At 69.5% G+C, this 18161-nt stretch carries 19 protein-coding genes and 1 pseudogene; 8 read left to right on the top strand and 12 right to left on the bottom strand.

The features are described 5' to 3' along the window. Positions 1-121: 121 nt before the first annotated feature. A complete protein-coding gene (locus ACZ1HC_RS07285; protein WP_472699387.1) occupies positions 122-757 on the top strand; it encodes a ribonuclease T2 family protein in 636 nt (211 codons plus the stop codon). Between the two features lie 241 nt (positions 758-998). Here the strand turns inward: ACZ1HC_RS07285 and ACZ1HC_RS07280 are convergent, their stop codons facing one another. Both ACZ1HC_RS07280 and ACZ1HC_RS07275 read right to left on the bottom strand, forming a co-directional pair. Further along, positions 999-1994 (bottom strand): NAD(P)H-quinone oxidoreductase, encoded by a 996-nt coding sequence (locus ACZ1HC_RS07280; RefSeq protein WP_472699386.1) that lies wholly within the window; start codon positions 1992-1994, stop codon positions 999-1001. Between the two features lie 9 nt (positions 1995-2003). Next, entirely contained in the window at positions 2004-2660 is a 657-nt protein-coding gene (locus ACZ1HC_RS07275) for a COQ9 family protein (RefSeq protein ID WP_472699385.1), read from the bottom strand. A gap of 97 nt (positions 2661-2757) precedes the next feature. Here ACZ1HC_RS07275 and rpsU point away from each other — a divergent pair, with 97 nt between their 5' ends. Continuing rightward, positions 2758-2964, top strand: coding sequence for a 30S ribosomal protein S21 (gene rpsU, locus ACZ1HC_RS07270; protein WP_472699384.1), 207 nt, complete (start codon positions 2758-2760; stop codon positions 2962-2964). 59 nt (positions 2965-3023) lie between these two features. On the opposite strand, the gene ACZ1HC_RS07265 is transcribed toward rpsU, so the two are convergent. Both ACZ1HC_RS07265 and ACZ1HC_RS07260 read right to left on the bottom strand, forming a co-directional pair. Then, positions 3024-3860, bottom strand: a complete 837-nt coding sequence (locus tag ACZ1HC_RS07265) for an alpha/beta hydrolase (protein WP_472699383.1) — start codon at positions 3858-3860, stop codon at positions 3024-3026. Between the two features lie 22 nt (positions 3861-3882). Further along, positions 3883-4344, bottom strand: coding sequence for an Lrp/AsnC family transcriptional regulator (locus tag ACZ1HC_RS07260; protein WP_207099951.1), 462 nt, complete (start codon positions 4342-4344; stop codon positions 3883-3885). 131 nt (positions 4345-4475) lie between these two features. On the opposite strand from ACZ1HC_RS07260, the gene ald reads away from it, so the two are divergent. Next, positions 4476-5594, top strand: a complete 1119-nt coding sequence (gene ald / locus ACZ1HC_RS07255; RefSeq protein WP_472699382.1) for an alanine dehydrogenase — start codon at positions 4476-4478, stop codon at positions 5592-5594. Between the two features lie 56 nt (positions 5595-5650). On the opposite strand, the gene mscL is transcribed toward ald, so the two are convergent. The 3 genes from mscL to ACZ1HC_RS07240 all read right to left on the bottom strand — a co-directional run bounded on the left by mscL (position 5651) and on the right by ACZ1HC_RS07240 (position 7403). Further along, on the bottom strand, positions 5651-6112 hold the full coding sequence (gene mscL / locus ACZ1HC_RS07250; RefSeq protein WP_472699381.1) for a large conductance mechanosensitive channel protein MscL: 462 nt from the start codon (positions 6110-6112) through the stop codon (positions 5651-5653). 119 nt (positions 6113-6231) lie between these two features. Continuing rightward, on the bottom strand, positions 6232-6855 hold the full coding sequence (locus ACZ1HC_RS07245; protein ID WP_472699380.1) for a DsbA family protein: 624 nt from the start codon (positions 6853-6855) through the stop codon (positions 6232-6234). Beyond that, a complete protein-coding gene (locus tag ACZ1HC_RS07240) occupies positions 6849-7403 on the bottom strand; it encodes a DUF721 domain-containing protein (protein WP_472699379.1) in 555 nt (184 codons plus the stop codon). The genes ACZ1HC_RS07245 and ACZ1HC_RS07240 overlap by 7 nt, the downstream gene beginning before the upstream one ends. A gap of 99 nt (positions 7404-7502) precedes the next feature. On the opposite strand from ACZ1HC_RS07240, the pseudogene ACZ1HC_RS07235 reads away from it, so the two are divergent. Then, positions 7503-8527, top strand: a pseudogene (locus ACZ1HC_RS07235) (A/G-specific adenine glycosylase). A gap of 10 nt (positions 8528-8537) precedes the next feature. Then, positions 8538-9677 carry an alkane 1-monooxygenase gene (locus tag ACZ1HC_RS07230; RefSeq protein WP_472699378.1) on the top strand — a complete coding sequence of 380 codons (1140 nt, stop codon included), beginning with the start codon at positions 8538-8540 and terminating at the stop codon, positions 9675-9677. Here ACZ1HC_RS07230 and ACZ1HC_RS07225 read toward each other — a convergent pair. Further along, the gene (locus ACZ1HC_RS07225) at positions 9674-10168 is read right to left on the bottom strand and encodes a L,D-transpeptidase family protein (RefSeq protein ID WP_472699377.1); all 495 of its coding nucleotides are present in this window, start codon (positions 10166-10168) and stop codon (positions 9674-9676) included. The genes ACZ1HC_RS07230 and ACZ1HC_RS07225 overlap by 4 nt on opposite strands. After that, on the bottom strand, positions 10165-11223 hold the full coding sequence (ribA, locus tag ACZ1HC_RS07220; RefSeq protein WP_472699376.1) for a GTP cyclohydrolase II: 1059 nt from the start codon (positions 11221-11223) through the stop codon (positions 10165-10167). Before ribA ends, ACZ1HC_RS07225 begins: the two co-directional genes overlap by 4 nt. A 136-nt stretch (positions 11224-11359) precedes the next feature. On the opposite strand from ribA, the gene ACZ1HC_RS07215 reads away from it, so the two are divergent. Next, positions 11360-12046 (top strand): response regulator transcription factor, encoded by a 687-nt coding sequence (locus ACZ1HC_RS07215; RefSeq protein WP_472699375.1) that lies wholly within the window; start codon positions 11360-11362, stop codon positions 12044-12046. Between the two features lie 177 nt (positions 12047-12223). On the opposite strand, the gene ACZ1HC_RS07210 is transcribed toward ACZ1HC_RS07215, so the two are convergent. After that, on the bottom strand, positions 12224-13198 hold the full coding sequence (locus ACZ1HC_RS07210; protein ID WP_472699374.1) for a glutathione S-transferase family protein: 975 nt from the start codon (positions 13196-13198) through the stop codon (positions 12224-12226). A gap of 55 nt (positions 13199-13253) precedes the next feature. After that, the gene (locus ACZ1HC_RS07205; RefSeq protein ID WP_472699373.1) at positions 13254-14570 is read right to left on the bottom strand and encodes an MFS transporter; all 1317 of its coding nucleotides are present in this window, start codon (positions 14568-14570) and stop codon (positions 13254-13256) included. Positions 14571-14723: 153 nt separating this feature from the next. Between ACZ1HC_RS07205 and ACZ1HC_RS07200 the strand changes: the two genes are divergently transcribed. Then, positions 14724-15509 (top strand): exodeoxyribonuclease III, encoded by a 786-nt coding sequence (locus ACZ1HC_RS07200; protein WP_472699372.1) that lies wholly within the window; start codon positions 14724-14726, stop codon positions 15507-15509. A gap of 4 nt (positions 15510-15513) precedes the next feature. Here ACZ1HC_RS07200 and nhaC read toward each other — a convergent pair whose 3' ends face one another. Further along, complete coding sequence (gene nhaC / locus ACZ1HC_RS07195; RefSeq protein WP_472699371.1) at positions 15514-17031, bottom strand: Na+/H+ antiporter NhaC; 1518 nt, start codon at positions 17029-17031, stop codon at positions 15514-15516. A 212-nt stretch (positions 17032-17243) separates the two neighbouring features. Between nhaC and trxA the strand changes: the two genes are divergently transcribed. Beyond that, a complete protein-coding gene (gene trxA / locus ACZ1HC_RS07190; RefSeq protein WP_472699370.1) occupies positions 17244-18158 on the top strand; it encodes a thioredoxin in 915 nt (304 codons plus the stop codon). The last annotated feature ends 3 nt before the right edge of the window (positions 18159-18161 follow it).

The following is an 18161-nucleotide window of genomic DNA, read 5'->3' as shown; positions in this document are numbered from 1 at the left end:
CGGGTGCCATTCCTCGTCTTCGGGGGGAATTGACGGCTGATATAGCGATCTTGGGGCCTGGGGAAAAGAGGATTCGCGCAGGCCCGTGGACGCCGCCGGTCCGCGGCGGCATGATGGGGCGATGAAACATGCGCGCCTTGCCGCCCTTGTCCTGGCCCTGTGCCCCCCTGCCGGGGCCGCGCAGGATGTCGCGGGCGACTTCGACTATTACATCCTCGCGCTCAGCTGGCAGCCGGGCTGGTGCCGGATGACCGGCGATGACCGGCAGGCGCCGGAATGCGCGCCTGGCAGCGGCCATGACTTCACCGTGCACGGGCTTTGGCCGCAGCACGACCGCGGCTGGCCCGAGCATTGCGATACCCGGGAACGCGATCCATCGCGGCGGCAGACCCAGGCGATGGGCGACCTGATGGCGCCGGGGCTGGCCTTGTACCAGTGGCGCAAGCATGGCCGCTGCAGCGGCCTGTCTGCGGGCGGATATTTCGCCACCCTGCGCCAGGCTGCGGAGGCGATCCGCATCCCCACCCCGCTGGAGGACCTGTCCCGCGACATCACCCTGCCGCCCGACGTGATCGAGGACGCCTTCATCGACGCCAATCCCGGACTGGATCGGGACGGTATCACCGTCACCTGCAAGGGCGCCGCCCTGGCCGAGGTGCGGATCTGCCTGAGCCGCGACCTGCAGCCGCGCGCCTGCGCCCCGGATGCACGGCGGGACTGTTCGCGCGGTAGCGTGCTGATGGAACGGGTTCGCTGAGACCAGAGGGGGCGCTGCCCCCGGCCCTGCGGGCCTCCCCCGGGATATTTCAACACAGAAGATGTGGCGTTAACCTTGCCTTAACGGCCTTCTGGCAGGGTGATCCGGCGGTACAGGCGGGGACGCCGATGACCGCCACAGGAGATGCCACAGACCTTGGGGACGGGTGCCCGCAAGGTCTGTGTGCCTGCTGCCATCTTCTGTGCTGCAAATATCCCCGCCGGAGGCACCCGCATGTTCCTCAGGCGCCTTCGCCCGCCACCTTCAGGACGATCTTGCCGATATGCTGGCTGCTCTCCATCCGGCGATGCGCGTCCGCGGCCCTGTCCAGGTCGAACTCGCTGTCGATGGCGACCTGGACCGAGCCTGCCGAGATCAGCGGCCACAGCTTCTTGCGCAGCGTGTCGGCGATCTCGGCCTTGGCGGTGTCCGACTGCGGGCGCAGGGTGGATCCGGTGACGGTCAGCCGCTTGGTCATGATCTGCGCGAAGTTCAGTTCGACCTTGGGACCTTCCAGGAAGGCGATCATCACCAGCCGCCCGTCCGGGGCAAGCGCCTTGATGTTGCGGGGGATGTAGCTGCCCCCCACCATGTCGAGGATCAGGTCGGCCCCGTCCTCGGCCGCCATGACCCTGGTAAAATCCTCGCTGCGGTAGTTGATGGGCGTCGCCCCAAGGGCGGCGATCGCGGCGCATTTCTCGGGGCTGCCGGCGGTGGCGAAGACCCGGGCGCCAAGGGCGCGGGCGACCTGGATCGCCATCATGCCGATGCCCGAGGTGCCGCCATGGACCAGAAAGCGTTCCCCGCCGGTCAGGCCGCCGCGGGTCACGACATTCGACCAGACGGTGAAGGCGGTTTCGGGCAGGCAGGCGCCCTCGCGCAGGGACAGCCCATAGGGGATGCGCAGCGCGTGATCGGCATGGCAGACGGCGTATTCCGCATAGCCGCCGCCCGGCAGCAGGGCGCAGACCTGTTCGCCCTTCCGCCAGCGGGTCACCCCGGCGCCCATGCCGACGATCTCGCCCGAGGCCTCGAGGCCCGGCAGGTCCGAGGCGTCGGGCGGCGGGGCATAGCTGCCCTGGCGTTGCAGCACGTCGGGGCGGTTCACGCCGGCATAGGCCACGCGGATCAGGATCTGGTCGTGGCGCGGCACCCGCACCGGGCGGCTGGCGGGCTTCAGCATGTCGGGACCGCCGGGACCGGCGATCTCGATGGCCTTCATGGCGTCAGGAAACATCGTCTCTCCTCAGGGGCGGGTTCGGCCCGGCAGGTCCCGCGGTTCGGGCGCGCGGATCCAGCCGAAGGCCATCCGCGACAGCTTTTCCGCACCGGGCAGCTTGCGCAAGGACGATTTCACCTGCTCGAACCGCATCACGCCGTCGATGCGGCGGTCGATGAAGGCGCGGGTATCCTGGTGATCGGGCGAGGTGTCGCCCAGCCAGAACAGGACGGTGGCGCTGATGACGGCCGACAGGGTGGCGCGCTTGGAATACCAGTTCACGTCGCGCGATCCGTCCCCCAGGCCGGTCCAGATCACGTCCGCCGTCTCCCAGACCAGGCGGGCGGCCAGGGCGGCGTTCTGCGGCAGCGCCAGCGTGGCCGCCCCGGCGCGCACCAGTTCGGGATCGACCAGCATCAGCCGGCGCCAGATCGCCTCGGCCACGCGCTCGCGGAAGCGGCCCCCCGGGGGCGTCTGCGCCAGGCTGTCCTTCAGCATCGCATCGGCGCGGCGGTGATAGGCGGCGGCCAGTCCCGCGCCGCCCTGGGGGAAATGCACCCGCGCCAAATCCGGCGCCATGCCCAGGTCGCGGGCCCCCGCGATCAGGGCGCGGTCGTTCATCCCGTCGAAGGGGACATGGGCCAGGGCGGCATCAAGCAGGGCATCGCGATCGGTTCGGGTCATGGGCGGCCTCCTCTGTCTGGACAAGCGCGCCCGGCTTTGATAGGGGGGCGCATCCTGCAATCTTGCAACTCTAACCTAGGAAGGTGGTGACAACCACATGCAGGTCAATGTTCGCGATAACAACGTCGAACAGGCGCTCCGTGCGCTGAAGAAGAAACTTCAGCGCGAGGGCGTGTTCCGCGAAATGAAGCTTCGGCAGCATTTCGAGAAGCCGTCGGTCAAGAGGGCCCGGGAACAGGCCGAGGCCGTCCGCCGCGCCCGCAAGCTGGCCCGTAAAAAGGCGCAGCGCGAAGGCGCACTGTAAGGCGACGCGATCCGCGTTTCAGTAAAAGCCCCCGCAGCGCAAGCCGCGGGGGTTTGCATTCAGCGCCACAGGTGCAGATCAAGCGCGTCCCCCGTCGAGGGCGCCATGAGGGATCCGTGATCCTCGCGCGGGGCGGGGCGGTAGAGAACCTCGACCCCCGGCACCGTTCGCAGGATCCGCACCAGCGACGTGGGATCGTGGGGGTGGTCCTGCCGTGGCCGGCCGGCCTGCGCGATCATCACCTGGATCGGCGGATCGACCGCTCCGCCCGCCGCCGCGACCCCGCCCGCGAAGGCCGCGGCCTCGCGCTGCGATTCGCCGGCGTTCCACCACACCGAAGGATCGGCGGCGACGTAGCGGGCGAACAGATGCGGGCGGGTGAACAGCGCGTGCAGCACGAACAGGCCGCCCAGCGAATGGCCGTAGATCGTCATGTCGCGCAGGTCCAGAGGATGCCGGCGCGCCAGTTCGGGCAGCAACCGGTCGGCGATCATGGACAGGAACGCCTCGCGCCCGCCGGTCGGACGGTCGCGGGGCGGGGCGCGGTAGAACAGGATCGGCGTCACCGGCGCCATCGCCCGCGAGGTCAGGTCGCGCCAGCGGCGGTTGCCGTCCTGATAGCCGATGCCGACCAGCATCACCGGCAGGCCGCGCGCGCGGGCTTCCCGGTGGTGCCACAGATGGGGAAAGGTCGTGTCCCCGTCCAGCGACAGGATCACCGAATAGCCCTGCGGCGGGGGCGGGGCATCGGGCAGCCCGACCAGGATGCGCCAGCGGTCTCCGGCCGGGCCGAAGGCAAACTGGCTGGCGCGCGGATCGTCGATCCGGGGCGGCGGCTCGCGCCGGGGCTGGGCCAGGGCGGGCGCCGCCAGGGACGCGCCCAGCAGTGACAGCATGTGGCGGCGGTCCAGGCCCATGTCAGACCGGGATCGCCGTGGTGCGGAACACGGTGCGCAGCGCGAAGGACGAATGCATCTGCGCGACGCCGGGCAGCCGCGCCAGGTGCTGGCGGTGGATGCGGGCGAAGTCGTCGGTATCCTCGACCACGATCTTCAGCAGGTAATCCGCCGTTCCCGCCATCAGGTGGCATTCCAACACGTCGGGGATCGCGCGCACGCCCTTCTCGAAGGCCTCCAGCACCTCGTCCGCCTGGCCGGACAGGGTGATTTCCACGAAGACCGTGGTCTGGCGGCGCAGCTTGCGCGCGTCCAGCAGGGCGACATAGCCGTGGATCACGCCGGTCTCCTCGAGCCGCTGGACGCGGCGGTGGCAGGCCGAGGGCGACAGGTGGACGCGCAGCGCCAGTTCGGCATTGCTGATTCGCCCCTCTTTCTGAAGAAGGGCCAGGATTCGGCGGTCTGTTGCATCAAGATCGGACATGGCCGGATATTCTTCGCCCGGCGCGGCGCTTGCCAGCAATTTCTGTCGCGCGGGCCGCGGCCTTCCCGGCAACTTCGCAGCATCTTGCGGCCGATCGGTGCAAGACTTCCCCAAACGCAAGGGAGGAACGCATGAAGATCGGGTGCCCGAAGGAAATCAAGCCGCAGGAGTTCCGCGTGGGCATGACCCCCGCCGCCGTGACCGAGGCCGTGGCGCATGGCCACGAGGTGCTGATCGAGACGGGCGCGGGGCTGGGCGCGGGATTTGCGGACGACGACTATGCCGCCGCAGGCGCCCGCATCGCGCCCGATGCGCGGTCCGTCTTCGACGGCGCCGAGATGATCGTGAAGGTCAAGGAACCCCAGGCCCCCGAACGCGGGATGCTGCGCGGCGGGCAGGTCCTGTTCACCTACCTGCACCTGGCCCCCGATCCCGACCAGACCCGCGACCTTCTGGCCTCGGGCGTCACCGCGATCGCCTACGAAACCGTGACGGACGCCCGCGGCGGCCTGCCCCTGCTGGCCCCCATGTCCGAAGTGGCCGGGCGGCTGGCCCCGCAGGTCGGATCCTGGGCGCTGCAGAAGGCCAATGGCGGGCGCGGCGTGCTGATGGGCGGCGTGCCGGGCGTCAGGCCCGCCAATGTCGTCATCATCGGCGGCGGCGTGGTGGGGACGGCGGCGGCGCGCGTGGCCGTCGGGATGGGCGCCAATGTCACGGTCACCGACCGTTCCATCGCGCGGCTGTCCTGGCTGGACGATATCTTCATGGGACGGCTGACGACGCAGCATTCCAGCGCGGCGGCCACCGCGGATCTGATCCGCAGCGCGGACATGGTGATCGGCGCGGTGCTGATCCCGGGGGCGGCCGCGCCCAAGCTGGTGCGGCGGGACCAGCTTTCGACCATGCAGCCCGGCGCGGTTCTGGTGGACGTGGCCATCGACCAGGGCGGCTGCTTCGAGACCTCGCGCGCGACGACCCACCAGGATCCCATCTACGAGGTCGATGGCATCGTCCATTACTGCGTGGCCAACATGCCGGGCGCGGTGGCGCGGACCTCGACCCAGGCGCTGGGGAACGCCACCCTGCCCTTCCTGCTGGCGCTGGCCGACAAGGGCTGGCGGCGGGCGGTGCTGGAGGATCCGCATCTGCGGGCCGGCCTGTCCACGCATGACGGCCGCCTGACCTCGCCCCCGGTGGGCGAGGCCCTAGGGCTCGAGGCGATCACGCCCGATCAGCTTCTGGCGGGATAAGGCCGGGCGGCGCGAGGGGGGAAGGCGTCGCCCCCTGGGGGGCACCCCGCGCGCGGTCAGCGCCGGGGCAGCGGGTAATCCGCCATCGTCGCGCGGTCGGCCAGCAGGTCGCGGATCTGGGCCAGCAGTTCTTCCTGCGAGGGGCCTGCGGGGGCGGGTTCGGCCGGTTTCTGGCGCAGGGCGGCGCGTTGCAGGCGGTTCACCACCTTGACCAGCAGGAACACCGCCCAGGCGATGATGAGGAAGTTCAGGACCGCCATCAGGAAGGATCCATAGGCGAAGATCGCCGCCCCGGAATCGCGGGCGGCCTGGAGGCTGGCCCCTTCGGGGACGGTGCCGGACAGGACGATGTACTTGTTGGTAAAGTCGATGCCGCCCGTCAGCAGGCCCAGGATCGGGTTGATCAGATCCTGGACCAGCGAATTCACGATCGCCGTGAAAGCAGCGCCAATGATGATGCCCACGGCAAGGTCGATCACGTTGCCGCGGGCGATGAACTCCCGGAACTCTCTTATCATGGCGGTCATCCCTGTGGCTGGCGCCCACCGGCGCAGCAGAAGGATGCGACCGGCCCGGTCAAAAGGCAATTCCCGGATGAGCCGGCCTCATGGCCCGCCGGGCAGGCGGGCCATGGTCGTTATTGGGCAGCCTCGTCCAGCTTGGCGTCGATGATCTGCTTCATGTCGTCCCAGGGCTGGTTCATGACCTTCTCGCCGCCGATGATGAAGGTGGGCGTGGCCTCGATCTGGTCGGCGCTGGCGTTCTGCTGGAAGGTGGCGATCAGCTGTTCGGCCTTGGCGGTGTCTTCCCAGCAGGCGGTCATCTGTTCGTCGGTCATCCCGGCCTTCAGGCCGATCTTGCGCAGGTTCGCGGCGATCTCCTCGCCGGTGCCGCCGGCCAGCCACTGTTCCTGCTCCTCGAACAGCATGTCCGAGACGGCGTAATACTTGTCGTCGCCGCCGCAGCGCGCCAGCACCCCGGCCCACAGGCCCGGCTGGTCGAAATAGACGTCACGCTGGATGAACCTGACCTTGCCGGTATCGACGTATTCCTGCTTCAGCCGGGGCCAGTTCTCCTCGTGGAAATTGGCGCAGTGCCCGCAGGTGAAGCTGGCGTATTCCACGATGGTCAGGGGGGCGTCCTGGGCGCCAAGGGCGATGTCGGGCAGGGTTTCCGCTGCAGCGGGCGCGGCGTCCTGGGCCAGGGCTGCGGGGGCGGCAAGGGCCAGCGCCAGGGCGGCGGCGGCAGAACGGATCAGCATGGAAAATCCTTTCGGTGGTTCCGGGAACGTTTGGTTGCGATGTTGAGAGCCAGCCGGGCCATGGCATCGGCCAGGGCCGGATCGTCGAACTGGCGGGCGATCTGGTCGGCCTGCTGGCGGACCTGCGGATCGGGCGCGGCGGCCTGGGCGGGCGCGGGGGCGAAGACGGCGCGGCCTTCGGCAAAGCCGGTGGCGGCGGTCTGGGTCAGCACGATGCGCTGCACGGCGTTATAGCCATAGCAGGCGTTCACCCGTTCGCGCAGCTGCGGCAGCTGCATCTCCACCAGGGGCGCGGCGGGGCCGCTGGTCAGCAGCGTCAGCGTCGCCCCGAAGCCGCCCCGCTGATGGCTGATGCGCACCGGCCGCGTCATGGCGGCAAGCTGCGGTCCGGCGATCTCGGGCCAGTGGGTCAGCAAGCGGGCCACGGCGAAGCCCCGCCCCTCGGCCGCCTTCTGCACCCGGTCCGCCAGCAGGATCGCGGCCTGCTGGAAGCCGCGCCTGCGGCGGGCCGTGGGATTACGGGTGCGGTCGGGCGGCTGCGTCTTCATTGCCGGGGGACCATCTTTGCCTGATGCGGTGTCACGCCCATATCCTTAATCAGGCCGGCGCCGGGATGAAAGCGCGGCGACGGGACAAGGGACTGATAATTGCGTGACACCAAGGTGATCGCCCCGCGGCTTCTGGACTGGTACGACCGCCACGCGCGCGTCCTGCCCTGGCGGATCCCCCCGGCGGGGGGACGCCCGATCCCTATCGCGTCTGGCTGTCCGAGGTGATGCTGCAGCAGACCACGGTGGCGGCGGTGAAGGCCTATTTCGAACGCTTCACCGCGCTGTGGCCGACCGTGCAGGATCTGGCGGCCGCGCCCGACGCGCAGGTGATGGCCGAATGGGCGGGGCTTGGCTATTACGCGCGCGCCCGCAACCTGCTGGCCTGCGCGCGCGCGGTTGCCGCGGCGGGGGGATTTCCGGCGACGCGCGACGGGCTGCGCGACCTGCCGGGCATCGGCGCCTATACCTCGGCGGCGATCGCGGCGATCGCCTATGGCGCGCCGGAAACCGTGGTCGATGGCAATGTCGAACGCGTGGTGGCGCGGCTGTTCGCGGTGCAGACGCCGCTGCCCGCAGCCAAGCCCGAACTGGTGTCCCTGGCCGCGACGCTGACGCCGACCGGGCGGCCGGGCGACTATGCGCAGGCGATGATGGATCTGGGCGCCACGATCTGCACCCCGCGCAGCCCTGCCTGCGGCATCTGCCCGCTGATCCACGACTGCGAGGCCCGCGCGCAGGGCATGGCCGCCAGCCTGCCCCGCAAGGCGCCCAAGCCCGCCAAGCCCGACCGCAGCGGCGTCGCCTGGGTCGCCCGCCTGGGTGATTCGGTCCTGTTCGAGGAACGCCCCGCCAAGGGCCTTCTGGGGGGCGTGCTGGCCTTCCCCTCGGCCCGCTGGGACGGGCGCGACCTGCCGCCTCCGGGCCCCGCGCAGTGGCGAGAGATCGGCCATGTCCGCCACGTCTTCACCCATTTCAACCTGTCGCTGCAGGTGATGGTGGGCGATCTTGCCGATGCCCCCGCGCGCGGCCACCTGGTGCCCCTGCGGCATGTCGATCGCGCGGCGCTGCCGGGGCTGATGCGCAAGGTCTGGGATATGGCGCGCCCCGAGATCGCCGCATAAGATCGCCGGCATGAGCGATTCAACTTCCGGCAGATTGCCCCCGGCCGCCCCCTTCTGGATGTCCGTCGTCATGCTGCCGCTGGTGGCCTGGGCCGCCGCCAGGGGCGGCCTCTGGTGGATGCTGCTGCCCGGATACGCCTGGTATCTGACCACGGCCCTGGACGGGGTTCTGGGCCGGAACGAGGCCAACCCCGACCCCGCGACCGAAACCGCCCGGCTGTTCTGGCACCGGGCGGTGACGATCGTCTGGTTTCCGCTGCAGGTGGCGGCGATCTTCGGCTGCATCTGGTATGCCGCCCGGGCGGGGCACCTGTCGGCGCCCGAGAAGCTGGGCCTGTTCTTCGGCGTGGGCGTGCTGTCGGGCACCATCGGCATGGTCTATGCCCACGAGCTTCTGCACCAGAAGACGGCTCTTGAACGCTGGATGGGCGACCTGCTGCTGGCCTCGGTGCTGTATTCGCATTTCAGGACGGAACATCTGCTGGTCCATCACGCCTGGGTGTCCACCCCCCGCGACGCGGTGTCGGCGCGCTACAACGAAGGGTTCTACCGCTTCTTCGGGCGCGTGCTGCGCCAAGGCCCGCGCAGCGCCTGGCGGGCCGAGGCGCGGCTGCTGGCGCGGGCGGGACGCGGTCCCTGGGACCGGCGCAACCCGTTCTGGCGATACGCGGCGCTGCAAGGGGGGATGGTCGGGCTGGCCCTGGTCCTGGGCGGCGTCCAGGGCCTGCTGCTGTTCGTCTTCCAGGCCCTTGTCGCCATCTGGCAACTGGAGCTGACGAATTACGTCGAACACTATGGCCTGACCCGCAAGCATCTGGGGGATGGCCGCTACGAGCATATCCTGCCGCGCCACAGCTGGAACGCCAGCCACACCGCCTCGAACTGGCTGCTGATCAACCTGCAGCGCCATTCGGACCACCACTACAGGCCCGACCGGCGCTTTCCGCTGCTGCAGACCTATGGCCGGGACGAGGCTCCGCAACTGCCCTTCGGCTATCCGGCGATGACCTTCCTGGCGATGGTTCCGCCCTGGTGGCGGCGGCGGATGAACCCGCGCGTGCGCGCCTGGCGCAGGCAGTTCTATCCCGAGGTGACGGACTGGGGCCCCTATGACCGGGGCGCCCTGCCGATGCCCCCGAACGCGCCCTAGGTCACGATCACCCGCGTTCCCGGCGCCGCACGGGCCGCGATCCAGACCAGATCGGGCCGCGCGACGGCGATGCAGCCCTCGGTCCCGAAGCCCGGCCTGCGCCACTGGTGCAGGAAGATGGCCGAGCCCCGCCCCGGCACCGCATCGGGCCAGTTCCAGTCGGTCGTCAGGATCAGGTCGTAAAGCGGATCGGCCCGCCGCAGCCGTTCGTGGCTGGCCGCCAGCGGCGCGCGGGCGTGGCGGTTGTAGGCCGGATGATCCGGCGCGTCGCACCACAGATCGCCCGGACCGATGGGCCTTGCCCAGGGCGCGGGCCGCGCCAGCCGGTCGGGCCGATACCACAGCCCGGTGATCCGCAGGACACCGGCCGGCGTGGCCCCGTCGCCTTCGCGCTTGTCGCGCGTCACGCCGCGCTTGCCGATGCTGCAGGGAAACACCCGGCCGCGGAACCGCACCCCGCGGGGCGTCAGCACCAGATCGCCCGGCGTCACAGCAGATGCCCCGACTTTTCGGCCTTGGTATCCAGATAGGCCTGGTTGAAGCGGTTGCGCCCGACGACCAGCGGCACCCGCTCGGTCACGGTGATGCCGTGGCTTTCCAGCATCGAAACCTTGCGCGGGTTGTTGGTCATCAGCCGCGCCCGCGCAAATCCCATCCGCCGCAACAGCGCCGCGCCGATGCGGAAATCGCGCTCGTCATCCTCGAAGCCCAGGCGGTGGTTGGCCTGCACGGTGTCGAAGCCCTGGTTCTGCAGCGCATAGGCGCGCATCTTGTTGGCCAGCCCGATGCCGCGCCCTTCCTGGTTCAGATACAGCAGCACCCCCTGCCCCGCCTGCCCCATCGCCGTCAGCGCGGCGTGCAACTGCGGGCCGCAGTCGCATTTCAGGCTGCCCAGCACGTCGCCGGTGAAGCAGGCCGAATGCAGCCGCGCCAGCACCGGCGTGTCGCGGGGCGGATCGCCGATCTCGATGGCGTAATGCTCGGCCCCGCCGTCGTCGGGCCGGAAGATGTGCAGGCGCGCCCGTTCCGCCGCGATCAGCGGCAGGTTGGCGGCGGCCACCGGGGCCAAGGCGGCCTCGTGGGCAAGCTGCGCCAGCAGCGGCCCCGGCGCCACCTGCGTCAGCGCCGGCAGCGGGTCGGCGGCGACCACCAGGACGGCGGGCAGAAGTTGCGCCGACTTGGCAAGCGCCAGCCCGGCCAGATGCGGCGTGGCGTCGCCGCCGCGTTCGGTGAACAGCGGCCCCTTCATCGGCGTCATCAGATCGCCCGAGGGATCGGCCAGGGCCCGCAGCCAGGCATGGTCGGCATCGGGCGGAACCACCACCCTGGCCAGCCCCTCGTCATAGGCCCGCGCCTTCAGCGTCTCGGCCCGCCGTTCGGTCAGCGCCAGCACCGGCCGGCCCAGCGCGCGAATGGCCTCCAGCCGCGCCGGCGCCAGGGTCTCCACCGCCGCGACCAGATGGCCGCCGATCATCACCGGCAGGCCCATGCGCAGGTCGCTGCGGGCCCGGGACACGGTTTCGGACAGGGTGGGGATCAGGCTCATCGGGGATCCTGCGGGACTGAAACAAATTGAAACATAAGCGCCTTTGGCCACAACTCCATGTGAGATTTCCGACATGAAGCTGGACGCAGGGCCGGGCCGAGGCCACCTACTCGCCCAACAAGACTGAGGAGGCAACATGCCCGGACTGAAAAAGATCCTGCTGGTCGATGACGAGGAAGACCTGCGCGAGGCTCTGGCCGAACAGCTGATCGCCACCGACGACTTCGACGTGACCGAGGCCGGCACCGGCGCGGCGGCGGTCGATGCCGCCAAGGGCGCGATCTTCGATCTGGTGATCCTGGACGTGGGCCTGCCCGACACCGACGGGCGCGAATTGTGCAAGAAGCTGCGCAAGCTGAACGTCAAATGCCCCATCGTCATGCTGACCGGCCACGACACCGACGCCGACACGATCCTGGGGCTGGACGCGGGCGCCAACGACTATATCACCAAGCCCTTCAAGTTCCCGGTCCTGCTGGCCCGGCTGCGGGCGCAACTGCGCACCCACGAACAGTCCGAGGACGCGATCTTCCAGCTTGGGCCCTATACCTTCAAGCCGGCGATGAAGATGCTGATCGACCAGAAGGACCGCAAGATCCGCCTGACCGAGAAGGAGACCAACATCCTCAAGTTCCTGTATCGCGCGCAGGACGGGGTGGTGGCCCGCGACGTGCTGCTGCACGAGGTCTGGGGATACAACGCCGGCGTGACCACGCACACGCTGGAAACCCACATCTATCGCCTGCGCCAGAAGATCGAGCCCGATCCCGGCAATGCCCGCCTGCTGGTGACGGAATCGGGGGGCTATCGGCTGGTGGCCTGACGGGCCGATCCTGTCGCCGCCTGAACGGCAGGATCGTGGCGATTTCCGTGCGTTCCGGGCGGAACCCGGGCGGCAGGCCGGCGTTGTCTGCCCGAAGCCCAGTGGCCGGCGGATGCGGCCACATCTCCCTCCCTCCCTCCTCTGATGCCCCGGCGTTTTCCCGCGCCGGGGCTTCCTTCATCCGCGGCTATGCGGCGCGGTCCAGTCCTCGTCTGGGCCGATAGGGATGATCCGGTGCGGGTTCACCTTGTCGTGGCTGAAATAGTAATGGCGGATGAAATGGTCGAGCCGCACCGTCTGGGCCACCCCGGGCGTCTGATACAGCTCGCGCGCCCAGCCCCACAGGTTCGGGTAATCGACGATCCGGCGGCGGTTGCACTTGAAATGCGTGTGATACACGGCGTCGAAGCGGGCGATGGTGGTGAACAGGCGCCAGTCGGCCTCGGTCAGGCGGTCGCCGGCCAGATAGCGGCTGCCGGCCAGGATGCCCTCGATCCAGTCCAGGCTGTCGAACAGCGGATGCACGGCCTTGTCATAGGCGTCCTGGCTGGTGGCGAAGCCCGCCTTGTAGACGCCGTTGTTGACCGTCTCGTAGATGCGGTCGTTCAGATGGCCGATCCTGTCGCGCAGGTCCTGCGGCCAGTAGTCGTCGGCGTTGCCCGTCACCGCGTCGAAGGCCGAATTGAACATGCGGATGATGTCGGCGCTTTCGTTCGACACGATCCGGCCGGTCTCGCGGTCCCACAGCACCGGCACCGTCACCCGGCCCGAGGCCCCGGGATCGGCGCGCAGATACAGCCGGTAGAGGTAGGACTCACCAAACAGCCGGTCGCCGGTGGCGCCGTCGAAATCGGTGCGAAACTCCCAGCCGTTCCACAGCATGTCGGGATGGACCGCCGAGATGTCGATGTGATCCTCGAGCCCCTTCAGCGCCCGGAAGATCAGCGTCCGGTGCGCCCACGGGCAGGCATAGGACACGTACAGGTGGTATCGCCCGCTTTCCGCCCTGAAGCCGCCCTCGCCCGTCGGGCCGGGACTGCCGTCCGCCGTCACCCAGTTGCGGTGCCTCGACGTGTCGCGGACGAACTCTCCGCCGGTTGACCCGGTGTCGTACCATTCGTCCTTCCAGACGCCTTCGACCAGCTGGCCCATCGCCGCATCCTTTCACCCGATGTCAGGGGGCAACGGGCCGCAGCCGCAGCGGGTTTCAGGCGATGGCCTGATCGCGGGTTTCCGTCCTGACCAGCAGCAGCGCCAGCGCCCCCAGCAGCAGCAGCGCGGCGAAGACGCCGATGGCGAAGCCGAAGCCCCGGGCAAAGACGAAGGCCAGCAGGCTGGGCGCCAGGATCCCGCCCAGCCGGGCCACGGCGCTGGCGGTGCCCATGCCGGTGCCGCGCAGATGGGTGGGATAGAGTTCCGGCGTGAAGGCGTAGAGCGCGCCCCAGGTGCCCAGCAACGCGAAGCTCATCAGGATCAGCGCGCCCGCGACCAGGGCCGTGCCCGTGGCCACCGCGAACAGCGCGCAGCCCGCGGCGCTGAGCAGCAGGAAGCCCAGCAGCGTCGCGCGCCGGCCCACAGCCTCGACCCCCCAGGCGGCCAGCGCATAGCCCGGCACCTGCGCAAGCGCCAGCACCACCAGGAAGCCATAGCCCCGCACGAAGCCGAAGCCCTCGGTCGCCAGCTGCCCTGGCACCCAGACGAAAACGCCGTAATAGGACAGCGACACCAGGAACCACACCGCCAGCACGCCGATGGTGGGCGCCCGCAGCAGGCCGGAAAGGATCGACCGTTCGGCGCCCGCCGGTGCCTGCGCGGCCACCACCTGCGCGTCGCGCGGCAGCGGCTGCATCCCGTTGGTGACCAGCACCCGGTCGATCACCGCCTTGGCCGCCGCCCCCTCGCCCTTGCGGATCAGATACATGGGCGATTCCGGCACCCACAGCCGCAGGAAGACGCCGATCAGCGCGGGAACCGCGGCCACCGCAAAGATCCACCGCCAGGGCGCCACCGCGCCCTGCGCCACGGCGATCCAGGCCGTCAGGGCCACCACGATCGTGCCCAGGGCCCAGAAGCCCTCCAGCCAGACCAGCCAGCGGCCGCGGTTGCGGGGCGGCAGGAACTCGGCCATCAGGGCATAGTCCACGGGCAGCGTGCCGCCCACCGCCACCCCGGTCAGGAAGCGCAGGACCAGCAGCAGCGTGAAGTCCTGCGCAAAGACAGAAGCCAATCCGAAGATCGCGTCCATCCCCACCGTCAGCACCAGGATGTTGCGCCGCCCGATGCGGTCGGCGATGCGGCCGAAGGCGAAGGCGCCCAGGAACATGCCCGCGAAGAAGACGGTGCCGATCTGGAAGGCCGTCACCCGTTCGATCCCGAAGCTGGCCGCCACCGAGGGCGCCGCAAAGCCCACCGCGATCACCTGCATCGCGTCCGCGGCCCAAACGAGGCCGAAGATCCCCAGAAGCCGCCTCTGGAACCGCCCGGCCCCGCCCTGCGCCAAAGCCTCGTCCACGGTCACCCGCATGTCGCCCCCCTGAATGACGGATGGCGATGCTTAGCCGCTGTCCTTGCGATCACCAAGCCGTGATTTCGCGCCTGCGGCATTTTGCCCGCCGCGCCCCCAACTCGACAGCTTGCGCCACCCCCGCTAGGGTCCGCCCGCCAAAGGAGCCTGCCAATGTTCACCATCGCCACCTGGAACATCAACTCGGTCCGCCTGCGCGAGGGGCTGGTGGCCCGCTTCCTGCGCGAGGAGGCGCCGGACGTGCTGTGCCTGCAGGAATGCAAGTCCCCGGTGGACAAGATCCCGCTGGAACAGTTCCGCGCCCTGGGATACCGCCACGTCGTCGCACGCGGCCAGAAGGGCTACAACGGCGTGGCGATCCTGTCGCGCCTGCCGATCGCGGATGCGGGCGACCGCGACTATGCCAGCCTGGGCCATGCCCGCCATGTCGCCGCAAGGCTGGAAAACGGCGTGACGATCCACAACATCTATGTGCCCGCCGGCGGCGACGTGCCCGACCGCACGGTAAACGAGAAGTTCGGCCAGAAGCTGGATTTCGTGGCCGAGATGCGCGACGTCTTCCACGCCGACCGCCCAGACAGGTCGATTCTGGTGGGCGACCTGAACATCGCCCCGCGCGAGGATGACGTCTGGTCGCACAGGCAGATGCTGAAGATCGTCAGCCACACCCCCGTCGAGGTCGATCACCTGCTGTCGGCCCAGGACGCGGGCCGCTGGGTGGACGTGACCCGCCAGGACATCCCGTCGGGTCCGCTCTATTCATGGTGGAGCTATCGCGCCCGGGACTGGGAGGTGGCCGACCGGGGCCGCAGGCTGGACCACATCTGGGCCAGCCGCGACATCGCCGGCGCCGCGCATGGCAGCCGCATCCTGCGCCCCTGCCGGGGGTGGGACCAGCCCAGCGACCATGTGCCGGTGCTGGCAAGCTTCGACCTGTAGGCGGTCATTTCGGATCCTCGGCCAGAGCGTGCCCGCCCAGGTCCAGCACGTCCTCGTTCTGGTGGTCCCAGTCGCGGCGTTCGCTGTCCGTGGCGCGGGGCGAGAACAGGCCGGTGACGGCGTAGAACACGCCGATCAGCGGCGCCGTCCAGCAGGCGAAGGCCAGCGGGATATAGAGAAGATTGGTCAGGTTGCCCTCCATGATCCCCAGGCCCAGGGCGGTGATGACGAAGGCGCCGCCGGCGTTCCAGGGGATCAGCGGCGACATCAGGGTTCCGCCTTCCTCGACCGCGCGCGACAGGTTCAGCGTGGAATAGCCCATGCCGCGATACAGCGGCGCATACATCCGCCCCGGCAGCGCGATCGAGATATACGGATCGCCCGCCACGACATTGGTGGCGAAGGCGGTGCCGATGGCGCTGCCCTGCACCGCCGCGAAGCTTTTGACCCGAGAGATGATCGCCTGGATGATCGCCTCGAGGCAGCCGGTGCGTTCCAGCGCGCCGCCGAAGCCCAGGGCGATCAGCATCAGCGAGATCGTCCACATCATCGACTGGATGCCGCCCGCGTTCAGCAGGCTGTCGATGTCGGCGATGCCGGTGTCGATGCTGTAGCCGGACTGGGCATAGGTGAAGACGTCGTGCAGGCCGTCGCCCTGAAGGAAGATCGCGATCAGCCCGCCCAGAAGCACACCCGCGAACAGCGACGGCAGCGGCGGCTGGCGGGTGACGGCCAGCACCACGACCACCAGCGCCGGCAGCAGCGGCAGCAGCGGCAGCAGCCCCAGGCGGAACTGGGCGTCCAGCGTGGTGGTGATCGTCTCGATCCGCGCCAGGCTGGTTTCGGCCGGGGCGATCAGGAAGCTGCCGGCCAGCCAGTAGATCGCCAGGGCGATCAGCATGGCGGGGACCGTGGTGGGCAGCATGTTCCTGATGTGATCGAAGATGTTGACCCCCGTCACCGCCGGGGCAAGGTTGGTGGTGTCCGACAGGGGCGAGATCTTGTCTCCGAAGAACGCCCCCGACACCACCGCCCCCGCCGTCCAGTAGGGCGGGATGCCGAAGCCCGCGCCGATCCCCATCAGCGCCACGCCCACCGTGCCGACGGTTCCCCAGCTTGTGCCCAGCGACAGCGACACGACCGAACACAGCACCATGGCCGCCACCAGGAAGATCTGCGGGTTCAGCATCGTCAGCCCGTACCAGATCAGCGTGGGGACCGTGCCCGACGCGATCCAGACGCCGATGATCATGCCCACCACGATCAGCACCGACAGCGACGGCATCGACACGTGGATGACGTGAAAGATGCCCGCGCGGATGTCCATCCAGCCCTGCCCGCGCAAGACGCCCAGCAGGCTGGTGATCGCCAGGCCCAGGATCAGCGGGATGTGCGGCGTGAAGTCGCCATACCAGAACAGCTGGATCGCCAGCAGTCCAAGCGTCAGCACGATCGGCAGCAGCGCCAGCCCCAGGGGCGGCAAGGGCCGGTCGGGTGCGGTTTCGGCATCGGTGTCGGTCATCCTCTGGCCTCCTTCCTGTTGCGTGGTCCCGCGGCGACGGGCAGGGCGCCCTGGCGGTCCCGGGGGCGGCCGGTCCCGGCCGCTGCGCAAGACCACAGGTCTGCCGCCGCGCTTCCGCCGCGCTTGGGGGCCAACGCTCGGTCCGCCCTTTCGTTCAACGGGATCAATGACCATATTACTCTGGACACGGAATCGACGGATCAGGAAAATCCATGACCATGCTGTTTGACGGCGCACAGGACGCCCCCAGGCCAACCGACGTCATCAAGGACGTCTCCGAGGCGAATTTCATGGCCGAGGTCGTGCAGGCCTCGATGCAGGTGCCGGTGATCGTGGACTTCTGGGCGCCCTGGTGCGGCCCCTGCAAGACCCTGGGCCCGCAGCTGGAGGCCGAGGTCGCGCGCCACAAGGGCCGCGTCCGCATGGCCAAGGTGAACGTGGACGAGAACCAGATGATCGCCGCGCAACTGCGCGTCCAGTCTATCCCCACCGTCTATGCCTTCTTCCAGGGCCAGCCGGTCGATGCCTTCCAGGGCGCGATCCCGCAAAGCCAGATCAGGCAGTTCGTGGACAAGCTGGCGGCGCTGTCGGGCGATGACGGCGGGCTGGCCGAGGCGCTGGCCGCGGCCGAACAGATGCTGGCCGAAGGCGCCTATGGCGACGCCGCCGAGACCTTCGCCGCCATCGCCGAGGAAGATCCCGCCAGCGGCGAGGCCTGGGCCGGGGTGGTCCGCGCGCATCTGGCCGCAGGCGATGCCGATGCGGCCCAGGCGTCCCTTGACGCCATCCCGGCCCCCGCCGCGGCCAGCGCCCCGGTCGAGGCCGCCCGCGCCCAGTTGCACCTCGCCCGGCAGGCCGCGAAAGCCGGGCCGCTGGCCGATCTGCAGGCCCGCGTCGAGGCCGATCCCGACGACCAGCAGACCCGGCTGGAATACGCCCAGGCCCTGCACGGCGCGGGCCGGGTCGAGGAGGCGATCGACGTCCTGCTGGACAGCTTCCGCCGCGACCGCGACTGGAACGACGGGGCGGCCAAGGCGCAGCTTCTGACCATCTTCGACAGCCTCAAGCCCAACGACCCGCTGGTTCAGAAGGGCCGGCGGCGCCTGTCGTCGCTGATCTTCGCCTGATCG

It is taken from the genome of Paracoccus sp. BR5-17, from assembly GCF_055693925.1.
Note: the sequence above shows the minus strand (reverse complement) of the source record. Positions and strands in the feature narration are given on the sequence as shown.

Bases quoted from the DNA above. Each gene is read 5' to 3' on its own strand.
- ribA (WP_472699376.1), bottom strand. From the start codon at position 11,223: ATGAGCCTGATCCCCACCCTGTCCGAAACCGTGTCCCGGGCCCGCAGC.
- trxA (WP_472699370.1), top strand. From the start codon at position 17,244: ATGACCATGCTGTTTGACGGCGCACAGGACGCCCCCAGGCCAACCGAC.
- mscL (WP_472699381.1), bottom strand. From the start codon at position 6,112: ATGATAAGAGAGTTCCGGGAGTTCATCGCCCGCGGCAACGTGATCGAC.
- ACZ1HC_RS07245 (WP_472699380.1), bottom strand. From the start codon at position 6,855: ATGCTGATCCGTTCTGCCGCCGCCGCCCTGGCGCTGGCCCTTGCCGCC.
- ACZ1HC_RS07260 (WP_207099951.1), bottom strand. From the start codon at position 4,344: ATGTCCGATCTTGATGCAACAGACCGCCGAATCCTGGCCCTTCTTCAG.
- ACZ1HC_RS07240 (WP_472699379.1), bottom strand. From the start codon at position 7,403: ATGAAGACGCAGCCGCCCGACCGCACCCGTAATCCCACGGCCCGCCGC.
- ACZ1HC_RS07280 (WP_472699386.1), bottom strand. From the start codon at position 1,994: ATGTTTCCTGACGCCATGAAGGCCATCGAGATCGCCGGTCCCGGCGGT.
- ACZ1HC_RS07230 (WP_472699378.1), top strand. From the start codon at position 8,538: ATGAGCGATTCAACTTCCGGCAGATTGCCCCCGGCCGCCCCCTTCTGG.
- ACZ1HC_RS07275 (WP_472699385.1), bottom strand. From the start codon at position 2,660: ATGACCCGAACCGATCGCGATGCCCTGCTTGATGCCGCCCTGGCCCAT.
- ACZ1HC_RS07215 (WP_472699375.1), top strand. From the start codon at position 11,360: ATGCCCGGACTGAAAAAGATCCTGCTGGTCGATGACGAGGAAGACCTG.
- ald (WP_472699382.1), top strand. From the start codon at position 4,476: ATGAAGATCGGGTGCCCGAAGGAAATCAAGCCGCAGGAGTTCCGCGTG.
- rpsU (WP_472699384.1), top strand. From the start codon at position 2,758: ATGCAGGTCAATGTTCGCGATAACAACGTCGAACAGGCGCTCCGTGCG.
- ACZ1HC_RS07205 (WP_472699373.1), bottom strand. From the start codon at position 14,570: ATGCGGGTGACCGTGGACGAGGCTTTGGCGCAGGGCGGGGCCGGGCGG.
- ACZ1HC_RS07285 (WP_472699387.1), top strand. From the start codon at position 122: ATGAAACATGCGCGCCTTGCCGCCCTTGTCCTGGCCCTGTGCCCCCCT.
- nhaC (WP_472699371.1), bottom strand. From the start codon at position 17,031: ATGACCGACACCGATGCCGAAACCGCACCCGACCGGCCCTTGCCGCCC.
- ACZ1HC_RS07200 (WP_472699372.1), top strand. From the start codon at position 14,724: ATGTTCACCATCGCCACCTGGAACATCAACTCGGTCCGCCTGCGCGAG.
- ACZ1HC_RS07265 (WP_472699383.1), bottom strand. From the start codon at position 3,860: ATGCTGTCACTGCTGGGCGCGTCCCTGGCGGCGCCCGCCCTGGCCCAG.
- ACZ1HC_RS07210 (WP_472699374.1), bottom strand. From the start codon at position 13,198: ATGGGCCAGCTGGTCGAAGGCGTCTGGAAGGACGAATGGTACGACACC.